General features: G+C 71.4%; 19 protein-coding genes. 2 read left to right on the top strand and 17 right to left on the bottom strand.

Annotated elements, in window-relative coordinates:
• Window position 1: 1 nt before the first annotated feature.
• Genes ACFQW8_RS14205 through ACFQW8_RS14185 form a run of 5 tightly spaced genes read right to left on the bottom strand, consistent with a single transcriptional unit; the run spans window position 2 to window position 5,187 of the window.
• Window positions 2-1,132 (bottom strand): DUF3152 domain-containing protein, encoded by a 1,131-nt coding sequence (locus tag ACFQW8_RS14205; protein ID WP_380088354.1) that lies wholly within the window; start codon window positions 1,130-1,132, stop codon window positions 2-4.
• Window positions 1,125-2,117, bottom strand: a complete 993-nt coding sequence (locus ACFQW8_RS14200; protein ID WP_380088352.1) for a tyrosine recombinase XerC — start codon at window positions 2,115-2,117, stop codon at window positions 1,125-1,127. Before ACFQW8_RS14200 ends, ACFQW8_RS14205 begins: the two co-directional genes overlap by 8 nt.
• Before the next feature lie 36 nt (window positions 2,118-2,153).
• Window positions 2,154-3,290, bottom strand: coding sequence for a DNA-processing protein DprA (gene dprA, locus ACFQW8_RS14195; RefSeq protein ID WP_380088350.1), 1,137 nt, complete (start codon window positions 3,288-3,290; stop codon window positions 2,154-2,156).
• Window positions 3,287-4,831, bottom strand: coding sequence for a YifB family Mg chelatase-like AAA ATPase (locus ACFQW8_RS14190; RefSeq protein ID WP_380088349.1), 1,545 nt, complete (start codon window positions 4,829-4,831; stop codon window positions 3,287-3,289). The genes dprA and ACFQW8_RS14190 overlap by 4 nt, the downstream gene beginning before the upstream one ends.
• Complete coding sequence (locus tag ACFQW8_RS14185; protein ID WP_380088348.1) at window positions 4,828-5,187, bottom strand: YraN family protein; 360 nt, start codon at window positions 5,185-5,187, stop codon at window positions 4,828-4,830. The genes ACFQW8_RS14190 and ACFQW8_RS14185 overlap by 4 nt, the downstream gene beginning before the upstream one ends.
• Before the next feature lie 204 nt (window positions 5,188-5,391).
• Here ACFQW8_RS14185 and ACFQW8_RS14180 point away from each other — a divergent pair, with 204 nt between their 5' ends.
• Window positions 5,392-6,417: a hypothetical protein gene (locus ACFQW8_RS14180; protein WP_380088346.1), complete on the top strand. Its 1,026-nt coding sequence runs from the start codon at window positions 5,392-5,394 to the stop codon at window positions 6,415-6,417.
• Window positions 6,418-6,425: 8 nt separating this feature from the next.
• Here the strand turns inward: ACFQW8_RS14180 and ACFQW8_RS14175 are convergent, their stop codons facing one another.
• From ACFQW8_RS14175 to ACFQW8_RS14145, 7 genes are all read right to left on the bottom strand, one after another.
• On the bottom strand, window positions 6,426-6,740 hold the full coding sequence (locus ACFQW8_RS14175; RefSeq protein ID WP_035906130.1) for a DUF2469 domain-containing protein: 315 nt from the start codon (window positions 6,738-6,740) through the stop codon (window positions 6,426-6,428).
• Window positions 6,730-7,515: a ribonuclease HII gene (locus ACFQW8_RS14170; protein ID WP_380088344.1), complete on the bottom strand. Its 786-nt coding sequence runs from the start codon at window positions 7,513-7,515 to the stop codon at window positions 6,730-6,732. The genes ACFQW8_RS14175 and ACFQW8_RS14170 overlap by 11 nt, the downstream gene beginning before the upstream one ends.
• A gap of 44 nt (window positions 7,516-7,559) precedes the next feature.
• Window positions 7,560-8,444, bottom strand: coding sequence for a signal peptidase I (gene lepB / locus ACFQW8_RS14165; protein WP_380088342.1), 885 nt, complete (start codon window positions 8,442-8,444; stop codon window positions 7,560-7,562).
• A 17-nt stretch (window positions 8,445-8,461) separates the two neighbouring features.
• A complete protein-coding gene (gene lepB / locus ACFQW8_RS14160) occupies window positions 8,462-9,145 on the bottom strand; it encodes a signal peptidase I (protein WP_380088340.1) in 684 nt (227 codons plus the stop codon).
• 44 nt (window positions 9,146-9,189) lie between these two features.
• Window positions 9,190-9,546, bottom strand: coding sequence for a 50S ribosomal protein L19 (gene rplS / locus ACFQW8_RS14155; protein ID WP_380088338.1), 357 nt, complete (start codon window positions 9,544-9,546; stop codon window positions 9,190-9,192).
• A 206-nt stretch (window positions 9,547-9,752) separates the two neighbouring features.
• Window positions 9,753-9,914: a hypothetical protein gene (locus tag ACFQW8_RS14150; RefSeq protein ID WP_380088336.1), complete on the bottom strand. Its 162-nt coding sequence runs from the start codon at window positions 9,912-9,914 to the stop codon at window positions 9,753-9,755.
• Window positions 9,911-10,339 (bottom strand): hypothetical protein, encoded by a 429-nt coding sequence (locus ACFQW8_RS14145; protein WP_380088335.1) that lies wholly within the window; start codon window positions 10,337-10,339, stop codon window positions 9,911-9,913. The genes ACFQW8_RS14150 and ACFQW8_RS14145 overlap by 4 nt, the downstream gene beginning before the upstream one ends.
• 62 nt (window positions 10,340-10,401) lie before the next feature.
• Between ACFQW8_RS14145 and ACFQW8_RS14140 the strand changes: the two genes are divergently transcribed.
• Window positions 10,402-11,160 carry an ABC transporter permease gene (locus tag ACFQW8_RS14140; RefSeq protein ID WP_380088333.1) on the top strand — a complete coding sequence of 253 codons (759 nt, stop codon included), beginning with the start codon at window positions 10,402-10,404 and terminating at the stop codon, window positions 11,158-11,160.
• A gap of 54 nt (window positions 11,161-11,214) precedes the next feature.
• On the opposite strand, the gene ACFQW8_RS14135 is transcribed toward ACFQW8_RS14140, so the two are convergent.
• The 5 genes from ACFQW8_RS14135 to rpsP all read right to left on the bottom strand — a co-directional run bounded on the left by ACFQW8_RS14135 (window position 11,215) and on the right by rpsP (window position 14,528).
• Window positions 11,215-11,841: a hypothetical protein gene (locus ACFQW8_RS14135; RefSeq protein ID WP_380088331.1), complete on the bottom strand. Its 627-nt coding sequence runs from the start codon at window positions 11,839-11,841 to the stop codon at window positions 11,215-11,217.
• Window positions 11,841-13,055 (bottom strand): tRNA (guanosine(37)-N1)-methyltransferase TrmD, encoded by a 1,215-nt coding sequence (gene trmD, locus ACFQW8_RS14130; RefSeq protein WP_380088329.1) that lies wholly within the window; start codon window positions 13,053-13,055, stop codon window positions 11,841-11,843. Before trmD ends, ACFQW8_RS14135 begins: the two co-directional genes overlap by 1 nt.
• A gap of 5 nt (window positions 13,056-13,060) precedes the next feature.
• Window positions 13,061-13,612, bottom strand: coding sequence for a ribosome maturation factor RimM (gene rimM, locus ACFQW8_RS14125; RefSeq protein WP_380088327.1), 552 nt, complete (start codon window positions 13,610-13,612; stop codon window positions 13,061-13,063).
• Window positions 13,613-13,722: 110 nt separating this feature from the next.
• The gene (locus ACFQW8_RS14120) at window positions 13,723-13,965 is read right to left on the bottom strand and encodes an RNA-binding protein (protein WP_380088325.1); all 243 of its coding nucleotides are present in this window, start codon (window positions 13,963-13,965) and stop codon (window positions 13,723-13,725) included.
• A gap of 2 nt (window positions 13,966-13,967) precedes the next feature.
• The gene (gene rpsP, locus ACFQW8_RS14115) at window positions 13,968-14,528 is read right to left on the bottom strand and encodes a 30S ribosomal protein S16 (RefSeq protein ID WP_380088323.1); all 561 of its coding nucleotides are present in this window, start codon (window positions 14,526-14,528) and stop codon (window positions 13,968-13,970) included.
• Between the last annotated feature and the right edge of the window lie 150 nt (window positions 14,529-14,678).

The following is a 14,678-nucleotide window of genomic DNA, read 5'->3' as shown; positions in this document are numbered from 1 at the left end:
GTCAGCGCAGGGTCGGCCACGCGTTGGGTCGGCATCCGTCCAAGCCCTTGCTCTGCTGAAGCATGATAGGCGCGAGAGTGCCCTTGCCGGGGCACTCGACGTGACCGTGATAGAGCCCGTGCCCCACCTCGTGGTTGACCATGTACTGCCGGTACGCCGCGAGGTCCTTGCCGTAGCCGGGCACCCCGGCGGTCCAGCGACGGGTGTTGAGCACCACCTTGCGCAGGTTGAAGCAGGACACCTCCCCACGCGTCCGAAGGGGTGCGCACAGGTCGTCGGTGAGGTTGGGACTGGCCAGGACGATGGTGATGTCGACGTCGCCCGCGGCGACAGCGGCGGGTGACACGGCCCGGAACCGGACCTGGTCGCGGGTCTGCCAACCGCGCTCGTCGCCCAGCGTGGCCGAGATGATCGTCGCGGCCTGTGCGGCGTCGACTCCCGACCCGCTCTCGACCTGGAACCCCACCCGGACGGTGCGGTGGGGGTTGACCTTGGGGGCGGCGATGGCGGGCAGCGCCACCGACGTCAAGGCGCCGTCGCCGGACCTGGGCACCGCTGTGACACCCGGTAACGGGACCTCGACAGTCGCCGTGGGTGGGTCCTCGGCGACGGCCGTCGGATCGCTCCGCGGCGCCACCGCCGCCCTGAGGTCCGCCGTGCCTCGCTCGGGCGGACTCGAGCCCTCGCTGGGCCAGAAGGACCAGAGCAGGAGGGCGAGGCCGGTCGTGAGGGCCAGCGCTGCTGCGGCCCTCCGGCGGGCGAATCGGACGCGCGACGGGCGCTGGACGTGGGCGGAGGAGCGCCGACGGGACCTGGTCACGGGCTCGGGTGCGACGTCCGCTCGGACATCGTCGGCGGCATCCGTCAGGAGTCCCGGCGGAACCATCTCGACGGACCGGGTCGCTCGACGGGCGCCTGGCAGCGGTCGCAGGTCCCGCTCGAGGGCCTGACGACGCTCGCGCCTCGGCCTCCGCGTGTCGCTGTGGTGACGCCGACGCTCGCGTTGCAGGTCCTCCCGTTCGCGCCCTGCGCGGCGCAGGTCGGCCCGGCGCGCGGCCCCACGGTCCTGGACGGACGAGGGTGAGGAGGGGGGCTCACTGACCCACTCCGGGACGTCGAGCTCGTCAGGCACGCGGGTGCGCCTGGGCATAGGAGGCGGTGAGGCGCTCGATGGACACGTGGGTGTAGATCTGGGTCGTCGCAAGCGAGGCGTGCCCGAGCAGCTCCTGCACCATGCGGAGGTCGGCGCCCCCCTCGAGGAGATGCGTGGCTGCGCTGTGCCGGAGTCCGTGCGGGCCGAGGTCCGGGGCATCGGGCACGTGCGTCAACATGTCGTGGACGAGGGTACGCACCTGGCGCGGGTCGATGCGGCGCCCTCGCCGGCCCAGGAAGAGAGCCGAACCGCTGTCGGCCACGAGCAGGCGGGGCCGGCCACGGTCGAGCCACCCGGTGAGCGCGGAACGGGCAGGCCGGCCGAAGGGCACGCGACGCTCCTTGTCGCCCTTGCCGATCACCCTGATGACGTCGACCTCGAAGTCGACGTCGTCGACGTCCAGTCCGGTGAGCTCACCGACCCGGATCCCGGTGGCATAGAGCAGCTCGAGCACCGCTCGGTCTCGCAGGTGCACGGGGTCATCGTCGTCGGCAGCCACGGCGGCGACGTCGAGCATGCCCACGGCGTCGTCCCTGGCCAGCACCGGGGGCAGGGTCCGATGGCGCTTCGGAGCCACGAGGCGCAGCGAGGGGTCGGCGTCGACGTGGCCCTGGCGCGTGGCCCAGCCGAAGAACGTCCGGAGGGCGGCGGAGCGGCGGGCGATGCTCGACCGTGCCGCGCCGGCGGAGGCGAGGACACCGAGCCAGGCCCGCAGGTCGGCGAGTCGAACCTCGGTCAGCGGGGTGGGGTCGGCGGCGGGGACCTCGCCCTCCGCCCCGGTCGCCGGTGGCTGGTGTTCGGAGTCGACGTGCGTGAGGAAGTCCCGCAGGTCGGCGAGGTAGGCCCGGACGGTGTGCGCCGACCGGCTGCGCTCGAGCCGGAGATGACGCTCGAAGGCGTCGACCACGACCTGCCGGCTGGCACTCACACCCTGCACGCTCTCATCAGGTCGCTGCACGATCAACCACCTCGGCGGCGGTTCCGCCTCCGACAGGCTCCCTCACCGTCGTGGGGCCGGCACCTTGCGCCACCGCTCACCCACCCGGACGACGAGGCCGAGCATGGTGAGCCGTCCGAGAACTCCCAGCAGGGTCGTCGTGTCCAGGGCCGTGAGGCGCTGGAGCTTGGCCAGGTCGGCCGGCGTCCGGACCGGCACCGCGGACCACACGGTGCGGGCGAGGGAGTCGAGGTCGGACTCCGGCGTCACCGGCGCCCTGGCCGGGCCCACGGCATCGAGGCTCAACCGCCCCATCAGGTCGAGCACCTCCGCGGCGTCGGTCACGAGCAGGGCGTCGGTCTCGCGCAGGAGCTTGTGGCATCCCGCCGACTGCACTGACGTCACCGGACCTGGCACGGCAGCCACGTGTCGCACCAGGATGCGGGCCGTCCTGGCCGTGTTGAGGGAGCCCGACCGGAGGCCGGCCTCGACGACGACGGTGCCCACGCTCATCGCGGCGATGAGCCGGTTGCGCGCGATGAACCGCTGCCGGTAGGGAGCCCAACCCGGAGGCAGCTCGCTCACCACCGCTCCGTTGTCGGCGATCTCGCGCAGCAGACCTTCGTGCGCCTGGGGGTAGGCCCGGTCCAGTCCTCTCGCGAGCACGGCGATCGTCGGCCCGCCTCCGGCCAGGGCCCCCCGGTGCGCCGCGGCGTCGATGCCGAACGCCGCACCGGACACGACCGTGACGCCGCGCTGCACCAGTCCCTGACCGAGGTCGGCGGCGACCCTCAGTCCGTAGGCGGTCGCCGCACGCGACCCCACCACCGCCACGCTCCCATCGGCCACGGCGAGGTCGCAGGTGCCCCGGGCATAGAGGCACAGAGGCGGCGACTCCAGCTGGTCGAGCCCCAGGGGCCACTCGTCGTCGCCGGGGATGACGACTCGCACGTGCAGCCGGTCCAGTGCGCGCCGGGCCTGGTCGAGGTCGAGCGCCGCGATGCGCTGGTCAAAGCGACCGTCCGGCGCCAAGGACCCTGAGAGCAGTCGGTCCATCGACTCGACGGCGCCGTGTGCCTCGACCCAGTCACGCACCAAGACCGTCTCGGGCTCGGCGACCCGGCTCCAGGCCATCCGGGCCCACCGCTCGCTCACCAGCGCGGCCGCGCCCGGGATGCTGCCCGGACTCCGCCCGCTCACGCCGCAGCCCTTCCCTGGCTGCGGAGGGTGAAGGCCAGGCCGACGTCCTCGGCGGTCGGCGACACCCGACCGAAGAGATCGGCGGCCGACCAGGCGAGACGCAGGGTGCGGTCGTAGCCGCGCAGCGTGAGCTGTCCCAGGTCGAGACCTCGGTCGATCGATGCCGTGACCTGACCGGGCAGCCGCCACGGCGCTCGCCGCAGGGCGTGCCCGGGCACCCGGGCGTTGGTCGCCCAGCCGTGCCGCGACCAGCGCTCCTGCTGGACACCCCGCGCCTCCATGACCCGCTCGAGGACGGTGGCGCTCGACTCGCCGTCGTCGTCCCCGAAGGCGGCTCGCGACACCGGCGGCACGACGACCTGGATGTCGACCCGGTCGATGAGCGGCCCGGACAGCTTGGCCTGGTAGCTCCGGAGCTCGACGGCGCTGCAGACGCAGTCGATGCCCTTGCCCCATCCCCGCCCGCACGGGCACGGGTTCGTCGCCAGGACGAGCTGGAACCGTGCGGGATAGCGGACGAGCTGCTTGGCCCGGGCGATCGTCACCTCTCCGGACTCCAGAGGTTGCCGCAGCTGTTGGAGCACCGAGGTCTTGAACTCGCCGGCCTCGTCGAGGAACAGCACGCCGCAGTGGGCCCGCGAGATCGCCCCGGGCAGCACCACGCCCGAGCCGCCCCCCGTGATCGAGGCCATGGACGCACTGTGGTGCGGTGCGACGAACGGCGGCGTCAGGTCGAGCTCGCTCGCCCTGATCTCGTCGCCGGTGAGGGAGCGGATGGCGTGCGTCTGGAGCGCCTGCTCCCGGGAGAGGGGCGGCAGGATCGTCACGAGTCGCTCGGCCAGCATCGTCTTGCCCACACCGGGAGGCCCGTTCATGAGCAGGTGGTGCTCGCCGACGGCGGCGATCTCGACGGCCAGCCGAGCCTCGGGCTGGCCGAGGACGTCGGCGAGGTCGCCGTGCCGGTGCACCTCCTCGCCGTCGGCCTCGACCGGCCCCGGAACGGGGAGCGGGTCGACACCGCCGCGCACGGCATACCAGTGCACCAGGGTCGCCAGGGTGGGCGCGCAGTGCACGGTGACGCCGTCGACGAGCTGCGCCTCGGCGACGTTCTCGGGTGGGACGACCACATGAGCCACCCCGGCGCGGGCGGCCGCCAGGACGGCGGGGAGGATGCCGCGGACGCCGCGCACCCGCCCATCGAGCCCGAGCTCACCGAGGTGGACCACTTGAGCGATGCGCCGGGCATCGACCACCCCGGCTGCGGCGAGCACCGCCAGCGCGATGGCGATGTCGAAACCGGTGCCCTGCTTGGGGATCGACGCGGGCGAGAGGTTGACCGTGATGCGCTGTGGCGGCAACGGGTGGCCACTCGTCGCGGCGGCGGACCGCACGCGGTCCGGTGCCTGCCCGCAGGCCTTGTCGGGCAGGCCGGTGACGCTGAAGTTCGGGAGCTGTGACGAGATGTGGGCCTCCACGTCGACGATCCGCCCGTCGAGTCCGCTGAGGGCCACGCACAGCGTCCGACCGAGCTTGGCGCTCACGAGCCCACCGCCACGACGTGCCGCACGACCGGTGGCCGTCCGCGCTCGGCGAGGACGCCGATCACGTCGATGCGCACCTGCGGCACGGCTCCGGGACGCGAGCGCAGGTATGCCGCGGCGAGACGCCGCAGCCGCCGGGCCTTCTCCCAGGTCACCGCCTCGAGCGGGTCGCCGGCGCCGGTGCCACGGCGGGTCTTGACCTCGCACACGACGAGGCAGTCGCCGTCGAGCGCCACGAGGTCGATCTCGCCCTCGGCGCACCGCCAGTTGCGTTCGAGGATCTGGAGGCCCCGCTCGCGCAGATATCGCGCCGCGAGGTCCTCGCCGTAGGTGCCCAGGGCCACGTGTCCGTCCATACCGAGCAGCGTCGGCGTGCAGCGTGGCGTGGCGCCACCACCCCTCAGCGATCTGTGGACGAGTCCCTCCCCATCGGGGTGCCTGTGGACAACTCGGACGGTTTCGAGAGGTCGCAACAACCCCGGGACGCGAGCCCGGTCCACCGCTAGGGTTCAGACACCAACCAGGGCGGTGGGCCCTGGCCAACACTCCTTGGGGGGACCATGTCGACCTCGATTCGCCGACGACTCATTGCCGGCCTCGCTGCACTCGTGACCGGATCCGGACTCGTGATCGGTGTCGTGGCCGCGGCTCCCGCCCACGCCAGCGACGACTTCCCCGAGGTCAGCAGCTGCGAGGACGAGGACCTCGCGTCCTTCCGCGGCACGTGGCAGAAGAAGCGGTGGGACGTGTTCGCCGGGGGCGTCATCAGCCGCGACTACGTCCCCCAGGGACTGGCGTACGACGCGGCTCACGACGTGTTCTTCGTGTCCTACTACGACGGACGGCCCGCGATCGACGACGACTACGAAGCACGCAACGCGCTCATCGCCGCCTTCGACAGCCGCGGCGGCTACCGCACCCACGTGCAGGTCGACCCGGTCAACGCCAACCCCGCCGGAGGAGCCCACGTCGGGGGGCTTGCCGTCGTCGACGGCTGGCTCGTGGTGGCCGAGACGGCGGACCTCCTCGGGGACGGGGACACCGAGGCCGATCCGCACGTCTTCAGCTACAAGGTCGACCAGGTGCTGCGACGAGCGCCCGGCAGGGTCATGCCGATCCGCAACAACACCCTGACCAGGGCCGGGTCCTACGCCACGTCGCATCGCGGCAAGCTCTACGTCGGCAGCTTCGAGGGCAACCGGCTCTACGAGTACGACGCGCTCAACGGCGATGGAATCCCCTACGGTCAGTGGCGCACGTTCGTCACCCCGTCCAAGACCCAGGGCGCTGCGGTGGCAGGTCGCTTCTTCGCCTTCAGCCGCTCCGAGGGCAGGACGTTGGCCAGCCTGCTCACGGTGACCGAGAAGCAGCAGTCGACGGACACGAGCGCCCTCACGGTCCACTACGAGCAGAAGATCCGCACGATGTCCGAGGGCATCACGTGGGCGCCGCGCAACGACGGCACCCCGTCGCTGTTCGCGCTGTTCGAGTCCGCGGCCACGGTCTACGCCGGCGACGGCGGAACCTGCTCGTCACCGAACCTCTGGAGCATCCGCCGCGAGCTCATCCGTCCCCCGAGGGGATGACGGAAGGCTCAGAAGTCGCCCTTGGGCAGCTGCAGCTCTGACTTGGCGAGCTCCTCGACGTTGACGTCCTTGAAGGTCACCACGCGCACCTGCTTGGCGAAACGCGCGGGTCGGTAGATGTCCCAGACCCACGCGTCCTGCATCGTCACGTCGAAGAAGACCTCGCCGCCGTCGCTGCGGACCTTGACGTCGACCGAGTTGCACAGGTAGAAGCGACGCTCGGTCTCGACGACGTGCGAGAAGAGCCCGACGACGTCGCGGTACTCGCGGTAGAGGGCGAGCTCCATCTCGCTCTCGTACTTCTCGAGGTCCTCAGCGCTCATGCGTGCCAACTCCGTCGTCGTGTGGTCCAGCTGTCGCCGCCACCATGTCAGGTGCGATCCCCGCGCCGTCGACCGGCACGGCGAAGGGCTCATCATCGTCCATCGTGCCGGGTAGTCGCCATGAGCGTCGGTGCAGGTCGCAAGGGCCGTGCTCGCGCAGCGCATCCATGTGCTCCGGCGCGGCATAGCCCTTGTTGAGGTCCCACCGGTATGCCGCGTGGTCCGGTGCGAGGCCGACCATGATCCGGTCGCGCTCGACCTTGGCCAGGACGCTGGCCGAGGCGACGGAGGAGCACTTCAGGTCGGCCTTGATCATCGTCGTCACCGGCGGCGTGTGGACCTCTTCGGAGGTGAACGCCAGGAGCCCGACCTCGTCGGGGGAGGTCAGCCAGTCGTGGTTGCCGTCGAGGATGACGAGGTCCGGCGCGACGTCGAGCGAGGCGAGGGCGCGGCGCCCGGCCAGCCGCAGCGCGGCGATGATCCCGATCTCGTCGATCTCCGCCGGCGAGGCGTGCCCCACGGCGTGGGCGAAGGCCCAGCGTCGGATCCGCGGCACCATGGCCTCGCGGGCGTGGGGCTGGAGCAGCTTGGAGTCCCGCACTCCTTGGGGAGCCGACCGGCAGGTCTCGTCGATGACGACCACACCCACGGAGACCGGTCCCGCGAGCGCCCCCCGGCCGACCTCGTCCATGCCGGCGAGGAGCCGGTAGCCGTCGCGCTGGAGGGCGCGCTCCACGCGCAGACTCGGCTTGCGGGATCGAGGTGCTGGGGGCATGACAGGTGGTGCGGTCCTTCGTGCGGGGACGGATCGGTCGCGGGTCAGGGGCTCGTGGGGGACGTGGGCGCGGAGGGCGTCGGCGTGGACGACGAGGCACCGCGGTTCGGCACCTTGTCGAAGGTCGTCTCCGGCGAGCCCAACCAGCCGCCTCGGGCGAACGGCCAGACGATGGCGACGGCGCGCCCGGTGATGTGGTCGATCGGCACCGACCCCTCAGCGCCGGTGCCGTCCGGGTCGTGGAAGCGGGAGTCCTCGGAGTCGCTGCGGTGGTCACCCATGACCCACACCTTGCCCTCGGGCACGGTGATGTCGAAGGTGATCGAGCTCGGCACGTCACCGGTCTTGATGTAGGGCTCGGAGATCGGGACGCCGTTGACGGTGAGCCGACCCTGCGCGTCGCAGCAGGCGATCCTGTCACCCGGCAGACCGATGACGCGCTTGATGAGGTGGTTGTCCGAGGTGTTGGGCAGCAGGCCGACGAAGGACAGCACCCGCTCGACACCGTCGCGCACCGGCCCGTGACTCACCTCGGGGACGGACGAGAGCCAGTCACCCGGGTCCTCGAAGACGACGACGTCACCGCGCTGCAGGTCGACGACGCCGGGGACGAGCTTGTTGACGACCACGCGGTCGTTGAGGATGAGGGTGTCCTCCATCGAGCCCGAGGGGATGTAGAAGGCCTGGATCAGCCACGTCTTGACGACGAACGACAGGGCCAGCGCCATCGCGACGACCACGACGAACTCCCGGATCGCGGCCCCCGCGGCACCGGCGGCGGAGCGGGCACGAGTGGGCCCGTCACGGTCCGGGTCGCGAGGACTGCGCGGGTCGGCGGTGGCGCCCGGGCCGGACCCGTCGACCGGTGCCCCCCGGGACGCGTCAGGGTCGAACTGGCCCGGTTCGAACCGGGCCTCGTGGCTCGTCATCACTGGTGTCCGCGCTCTCAGGGCTGGGTGGTGGTCGGGGCGGCTGGGGCGCCCACCTGGCGGAGGGGCCAGATGCGCGTGACGACGGTGCCGATGACGGCGTCCGCGGCAATCGTCCCATCCGTGGTCGCTGATCCGGCCCCGACGTGGGTGCGGGAGTCCATGGCTCCGGCCGCCGTGTCACTGAGCAGGAAGTATCGGCCCTCCGGGACGGTGACCCGGAAGGGAGCGGCATCCCCGGCGAGCCGCGGACCCACGGCGGCACCGTCCACGGTGACCCGTCCGGCGGTGCAGCAGACGACGTCCTCTCCCCCGCCGGCGACGACCCGACCGAGAACCGAACGTTCACCGAGGTCGACGCCGACGGCAGCGGAGGCCGACCCGAGGACTCGGCCGAGAAGCCCGTCGTCCGTGTGGGTCGAACGGTCCGGCCCGGGCCACGCCTGCGTGACGTCGGCGACGACGACGTCACCGATCGAGGGCGAACCCACCTTGGCGACGAGAACCCGCTGCCCCTCCTCGAGGGTGGGCGCCATCGAGTCGCTGGCCACGGCATACGGCTGCATGAGGAGGGCCCGCACGAGCATCACGGCGAGGACACCCGCGGCCAGGAAAAGGGGAACCCGGTGGGCACGACTCGACCCGGCCCCTGCCGTGGTGGCGGGGACCGGGTCGGTGTCGGGGGTGGCCGGCGACGTCATCGAGTCGATGCTAGCCGCCGGGTCGCTGCGCGTCGTGCCTCGGCTCAGCTCGCCGGGGTCTCGCGCTTCTCCTTGATCTTGGCAGCCTTGCCGCGCAGGTCGCGGAGGTAGTAGAGCTTCGCGCGGCGGACGTCACCGCGGGTGACGAGCTCGATGTGGTCGATCACCGGCGTGTGGAGCGGGAAGGTGCGCTCGACACCGACGCCGAAAGAGACCTTTCGGACGGTGAAGGTCTCGCCGAGGCCGCCACCGTGGCGGCGGATGACGATGCCCTTGAAGACCTGGACGCGCGAGCGCGTGCCCTCGATGACCTTGACGTGGACGTTGACGGTGTCGCCGGCGCGGAAGGCCGGGATGTCATCGCGGAGGGAGGCCTTGTCGACCTCGTGGAAACGCTGCATGACTGCTTCGCTTTCTCGTGCGGTGCCACAGGTCACCCACATGTGCTGGTACTGCCATGAATGGAGGTTGCGGTGTCGTGCCTCATGCGCGGCGGATCTGGGCCAGTGGCTCAGCCGCTCTGCACTCCCCCTGTGGCAGGGGCGTTGATCGACGGACGCAAGGGACAAGTTTGCCAGAGCACACGGCATACCGAGAAATCGGCTGGTCAGGTCGCCGCGGCCCCGGAGGCTTCGTCACGGGGGAGCCGACGGGCGTTCGCGATGAGCACGATGTCCGGGTCCACCTTGTCCTCGCCACCGCGCAGACGGATGAGCGCCTTGGCGGACTGCACCTGGTCACGCGTGACCTTGACGATGCGCTTGCTCATGACCGGCTCCTCTCGGATGCTGCGTCTCCATCATCCTCCACAACGTCGACGTCGTCCACGACCATTCCGGGGCGCCCGAGCGCGACCTCGTCCCTCTCGAGGTCGAGACGCGCGTCGGCCACGAGCACGGAGTCGGCGAGGTCACGCTCCTCCGTGGTGGCCAGGTCGCTCGTGGCCAGCTCGACAAGGACCACCCGACCCAGCTCGCGTCGTCGGAACGAGTCCTGCGCGTTGATGTCGGCCAGGGCAGCGGTGAAACGCCGACCCCACTCCTCCCGCGCGCCGGCCCGCTCTCGCTGGGTCAGGTCCCTGGCCGCGGCGTCGGACTGCGCCAGGGTGTCGCGTCTGGCGGCGTAGAAGGTCGCGCCGGACCCGATCGCTGCACCGATGAACGCGAGGATCCCTCCCCACCACTCCCCTGTCATGTCCCAAGGATGCCAAGGCGAGCCGACAACCGCGCGTGGGAGGCGCGGCCTACCTTTGCGACATGAGCATCGATCCCGGGTGGCCGGTCGCCTTGGCCTGCGTCGCACTTCTCGTGCTGACGTTGGTCATGTATGCCGTGGGGCGGCTTCCGCAGCCCACCGCCACTCTCGTGGCGGCCGGACGGGCGGTGGTCCAGCTGGGGCTCGCCGCGCTGGTCATCACGGCCGTGGCGCGCGACCTGCTGCTGTCGGTGCTCCTGCTCTGCGCGATGTTCGCGGTGGCGGTGTTCACGACGACGCGTCGGGTCGGGGCGGTGGGTGCCTGGCCGTGGTCGACCCTGGCGATGCTCGCGGGGCTGCTGCCCGTCGTCGCGGTCATCCTGCTGACGCGGACGGTGCCGCTCGAAGGGATCGCCCTCATCCCGGTCGTGGGCATCATCCTGGGCAACACGATGAACGGACACACGCTGGTGGGACGACGCTCGTTCGCGGCGCTGCGCGAGGAGGCCGCACAGTACGACGCCGGGCTCTCGATCGGGCTGACCCGAGCGCAGTCGATCGACGAGATCGTCCACCGCCGGCTGCCCGAGGCGCTCATCCCCGGCCTCGACCAGGTGCGCACGGCCGGCGTGGTCACGTTGCCCGGTGCGTTCATCGGCGTGCTGCTCGGGGGCGGGTCCCCGGCGCAGGCGGCCGCGGCGCAGGTGCTCGTCCTGCTCGGGATCATGGCGGCGCAGACGACGACCACGGTGGTGGCTGGGCGGCTCATCAGCTCGGCTCGCCTCCTGCCCGCGGACCTCCACGCCCGCCTGCGTCCGTGAGTGACGCGACCCGAGACGGCTCGTGAGCCGACCTGCGCTTGCGAGCCGGATCGATCAGGCCCGGGAAGCCACATCCGGCTCGCGAACTGTCTCCGCACCGGGGACGGCGCCCAGGACGGCATTGGCGTACTTGCGGTTGCGGCCGTAGTCGATCCACTGCAACGGGTATGCCGGGCGCGACCACACCGTGACGAGCCCTCGCCCGTCGGTCGTCGACACGATCCGGATCGTCAGGGTCTCGCCCCAGCTGGCCATCGAGAGCGAGCGCGTCGACACGACGGTCTGGGGGTCGATGGGGCGGCCCGGGACGAACTTCAGCTCACGCAGGGCAGCGTTCACCGACTCCCACACCTGCGGACCCGGCGCACTCGTCACGACCTGCCCGAAGCTCGACGGCCCCCTGCCTGCCGGGCCGGCATGCTCCTTCTCCCGGGTCAGCGAGATCGCCACGCACAGCGCGATGGAGAGCATGAGGATCGCGAAGGTGAGGACACCGAGGGCGAGGCCGGCGAGACCGTCGAGCCGGGACCCGGCGAGCAGCGCCAGGAAGAGTGCGAACACGACACTGGCGCCGAGGACGACGAGCCTGGCGGTGCGAAGCTGCCCCTCGAGGCGCTCGTGCTGCTGCCGGAGGTCGACGAGGTTCGGCGGCATCGGCGGCGGCAGGGACGGTGTGCTCATCACGGCAGGCTAGTGGTGGAGCGCTTGGTGAGGTCGACAGTTCCGGGGAACTCGCCCTCGCCGGGGCGCACCCTGTAGCCGGCCTTCTTGTAGAGGCGCAGGTTCTCCGTGCTCCTGGCACCGGTGTTGAGCCAGAAGGTGCGGACGTCGTCGGGAGCCAGCGACTCGGCATACACGAGCAGCTCTCGGCCGAGTCCACGCCCCTGCAGGTAGGGCGCGACCATGAGGCGACCGATCTGCCACGTCCCGGAGTGGGTCGGGTGCGGACGGACGCGCACGGAGGCGAGCAGCTGTCCGTCCTTGCGCCAGACCCTGGTGTCCCACTCCTGTATGCCGTCGCGCACCGTCTCGAGGTCCTCCTCGCCGGCGCTGAACATGCCGTAGCGGGCGAACTCCGGCGCCCAGCAGGCCCGGGTCAGCACCTGCAGGTCGGGGGCGTCGGCGGGGGTGGCGACGCGCTCCTCGAGCCCACTCAGCGCGGACGTGGCGGCGGTCGGCGGCAGGAGGTCGGGGCGGCGCTGCGCCGTGCGCTGGATGCGCTGCTCGCGCCGCCAGGCGGCGATGGCCCGGTGGTTGCCGCCGAGCAGGACGTCGGGCACGGCTCGGCCGTCCCACTCGGCGGGCTTGGTGTAGACGGGGTACTCGAGGAGGCCGTCCTCGTGCGACTCCTCGACCAGCGACTCGACGTTGCCGATGACGCCCGGCAGGAGGCGGGCGACCGCCTCGACCATGGCGAGGACCGCGACCTCACCACCATTGAGGACGTAGTCACCGAGGGAGAGGACGCGCACCGGCATCCGCTCGCCCGCCCACTCGTAGACGCGCTCGTCGATGCCTTCGTAGCGGCCACAGGCGAACGCGAGCCACGGCTCCTCAGAGAGCTCACGCGCGATCTGCTGCGTGAACGGCTCTCCGCCGGGACCGGGGATGATGAGGGTCGGGACGCGCGGCTGGTGGTCCTCGGCCGGCGGACTGCCCTGTGCCAGGACGTGTCCGAGCGCCTCGCTCCACGGGCCGGGCTTCATGACCATGCCGGCGCCGCCGCCGTAGGGCGAGTCGTCGACCGTGCGGTGGCGGTCGTGGGCGAAGTCCCGCAGGTCGTGGACGTGCAGGTCGATCAGCCCGTCCCGGCGCGCCTTGCCGATGAGGGAGAGGTCGAGCGGCGCGAGGTACTCGGGGAAGATCGAGACGACGTCCAGTCGCAGGGAGCGCATGTCGACTACGCCTCGTCGAGGTCGAAGAGCCCCGCGGGCGCGTCGACGACGACGTGGCCGGCCTCGGTGTCGACCTCGGTGACGATCGCCTCGACGAACGGCACGAGCACCTCGCGGCGGTCGACGAGGCGCACCTCGAGGAGGTCCTGCACGGCGCCGATGACGAGCCCGGTGACCTCACCCAGGACGACACCCTCGGGGTCGTGGACGGCCAGTCCCACGAGGTCGTGCTCGTACCAGCCGTCGTCCTCGTCGCTCTCCGCTTCGTCGACCGTGTCGGCGTCGAGGAAGAGCTGGGTCCCCCGCAACGACTCCGCGCCGGTGCGGTCCGGGATCTCGTCGAAGCCGAGCAGCCAGATCTCGCGGTGCTTGCGCGCCGTCGCAACGGTCAGGGTCCGGGGCACGCCGGTCCCGGGTGCCGCCTCGGTGTCGAAGGTCGCCCCCGGCACGTAGCGGGTCTCGGGGTCATCGGTGTGCGTCTGGACCGTCACCTCGCCCCGGAGCCCGTGGGGCTTGCCGATGCGGGCGATGAGGAGGGGGTCGGTGCTGCGGGCCATGGGTGAGATCCTCTCAGGCTCCGGGCAGACGGAGGCGCCGCGCCCCTCGGGGGCGCGGCGCCATTCCTGACTGACGTGCGTTGGTGCTTCGTGCGTCGGCGCTGTCGTGCTCAGCGCGCCCGGTCGGTGTCGACGATGTCGATCCGGACGGGCCTGCCACCGGCGAGCGCGGTCAGCACGGTGCGCAGCGCGCTGGCCGTGCGGCCGGAGCGACCGATGACGCGACCAAGGTCATCCGGGTGGACCCGGACCTCGATGATCTCGCCGCGACGGAGCTCCTTGCGCTTCACCTCGACGTCGTCCTTGTGGTCGACGATCCCGGTGACGAGGTGCTCCAGCGCCTCCTCGAGCATCGTCAGGCCCCTGCCTTGTCCTCGGTGGCCTCGGTGTCGGGACCCTCGGCGGGCGCCTCGGCACTCTCGGCGGCAGCAGCGCCCGAGTCGGTGTCGGCCGCCGGGGCGACCTCGTCCGCTGTGGGCTGCTCGGCCTGATCCGCCTTGGGGGCCTCGTCAGCCTTCGCCTCGTCAGCCTTGGGGGCGTCAGCCTTCTTGACGGCGGCCTTCTTCTTCGCGGTGGTGGCGCCGGAGGCGTCGTCGCCCTCGGACTTGCCGGCGGCGGCAAGGGCGGCCTCGTAGAGGTCCTTCTTGTTGGCCTTGGGCTCGGCCACCCGCAGGGTGCCCTCGTCCATGATCTTCAGGAGAGCAGCCACGGCCTCGGTCGGCTGGGCACCCTTGGAGCGCCAGTGGTTCGCGCGCTCCATGTCGATGTCGATGAGCGACGGCTCCTGGTTGGGGTCGTACTTGCCGATCTCCTCGATCGCGCGGCCATCGCGCTTGGTGCGCGAGTCCATGACGACGACGCGGTAGATGGCGGTGCGGATCTTGCCCATGCGCTTGAGACGAATCTTGACGGCCACGTGAGTGACTCCGTTTCCTGTTGTGGGCACGGCGAGACCGCGGTGATGTTCACGCGGGGTACCGGTGCCCGGGGTAGGCATCCGGCCGACATCGGTGCGGCCAGAAGGTGTACAGCCGCCCATTCTGCCAGAACTCGAGAGGTGCTCCGA

Origin of the sequence: Knoellia altitudinis, assembly GCF_042666355.1 — a bacterium.
Lineage (GTDB): Bacteria > Actinomycetota > Actinomycetes > Actinomycetales > Dermatophilaceae > Knoellia > Knoellia altitudinis.
Note: the sequence above shows the minus strand (reverse complement) of the source record. Positions and strands in the feature narration are given on the sequence as shown.

Coding starts and splice junctions, on each gene's coding strand:
- ACFQW8_RS14185 (WP_380088348.1), bottom strand. CDS start 5,187: ATGGACGGACACGTGGCCCTGGGCACCTACGGCGAGGACCTCGCGGCG.
- ACFQW8_RS14180 (WP_380088346.1), top strand. CDS start 5,392: ATGTCGACCTCGATTCGCCGACGACTCATTGCCGGCCTCGCTGCACTC.
- ACFQW8_RS14175 (WP_035906130.1), bottom strand. CDS start 6,740: ATGAGCGCTGAGGACCTCGAGAAGTACGAGAGCGAGATGGAGCTCGCC.
- ACFQW8_RS14170 (WP_380088344.1), bottom strand. CDS start 7,515: ATGCCCCCAGCACCTCGATCCCGCAAGCCGAGTCTGCGCGTGGAGCGC.
- lepB (WP_380088342.1), bottom strand. CDS start 8,444: ATGACGAGCCACGAGGCCCGGTTCGAACCGGGCCAGTTCGACCCTGAC.
- lepB (WP_380088340.1), bottom strand. CDS start 9,145: ATGACGTCGCCGGCCACCCCCGACACCGACCCGGTCCCCGCCACCACG.
- rplS (WP_380088338.1), bottom strand. CDS start 9,546: ATGCAGCGTTTCCACGAGGTCGACAAGGCCTCCCTCCGCGATGACATC.
- ACFQW8_RS14150 (WP_380088336.1), bottom strand. CDS start 9,914: ATGAGCAAGCGCATCGTCAAGGTCACGCGTGACCAGGTGCAGTCCGCC.
- ACFQW8_RS14145 (WP_380088335.1), bottom strand. CDS start 10,339: ATGACAGGGGAGTGGTGGGGAGGGATCCTCGCGTTCATCGGTGCAGCG.
- ACFQW8_RS14140 (WP_380088333.1), top strand. CDS start 10,402: ATGAGCATCGATCCCGGGTGGCCGGTCGCCTTGGCCTGCGTCGCACTT.
- ACFQW8_RS14135 (WP_380088331.1), bottom strand. CDS start 11,841: ATGAGCACACCGTCCCTGCCGCCGCCGATGCCGCCGAACCTCGTCGAC.
- trmD (WP_380088329.1), bottom strand. CDS start 13,055: ATGCGCTCCCTGCGACTGGACGTCGTCTCGATCTTCCCCGAGTACCTC.
- rimM (WP_380088327.1), bottom strand. CDS start 13,612: ATGGCCCGCAGCACCGACCCCCTCCTCATCGCCCGCATCGGCAAGCCC.
- ACFQW8_RS14120 (WP_380088325.1), bottom strand. CDS start 13,965: ATGCTCGAGGAGGCGCTGGAGCACCTCGTCACCGGGATCGTCGACCAC.